Annotated in this window: 1 pseudogene; it reads right to left on the minus strand. The window is 44.9% G+C overall.

The annotated features are described in order from the left end of the window. Nucleotides 1–595 (minus strand): annotated as a pseudogene (gene scrG / locus R7093_RS26595) (regulatory protein ScrG); the annotation flags it as partial.

Consider the following 595-nt stretch of genomic DNA (forward strand, 5'->3'; position numbering starts at 1 on the left):
TTGTAAATAGTCGACGCCCATCTGAGTAAAGAAGTCGCACATCTTCGCATCCTCAATGCCTTCAATCACTACCTCAATATTGTTCTCGTGGCACATTGCAATCAAAAACTTTAGGTACTCTCGCGAAGAGTGGTTTGTCAGCGTTTTCCAAGCCATCGATTTATCGATTTTTATCTGCGTCATCGGTAAATCAAAGAAGCAGTTTAAAGAACTGTACCCGGAACCAAAGTCATCCAAAGACAACGCAAAACCCAACTCACGAAGCGTGTTTAAGGGGGCCATAGCCGTTTGGTTGTTATCCAAAATGAATGTTTCGGTGAGCTCTAGCACGATAGACTGAGGTGCGACGCCAGCCTCGTCAGCCATGGCTTTGATTCTTGAGGGAAACTCACCATTCATAAGCTGCAGAACGGAGACGTTTACGTTCACTCTTACTTCATTTTGGTAGCGTTCACGGTATTGTTTTATGAACTGACAAGCTTTCGCGAACACTTGATAGCCTAGCTCGACGATCAAGCCTTTGTTCTCGGCTACGGGAATAAACTCATCGGGATAAATTTCGCCAAACTCTTTGCTACGCCAACGAACGAGAGAT

This window comes from Vibrio sp. 1580 (assembly GCF_033340055.1).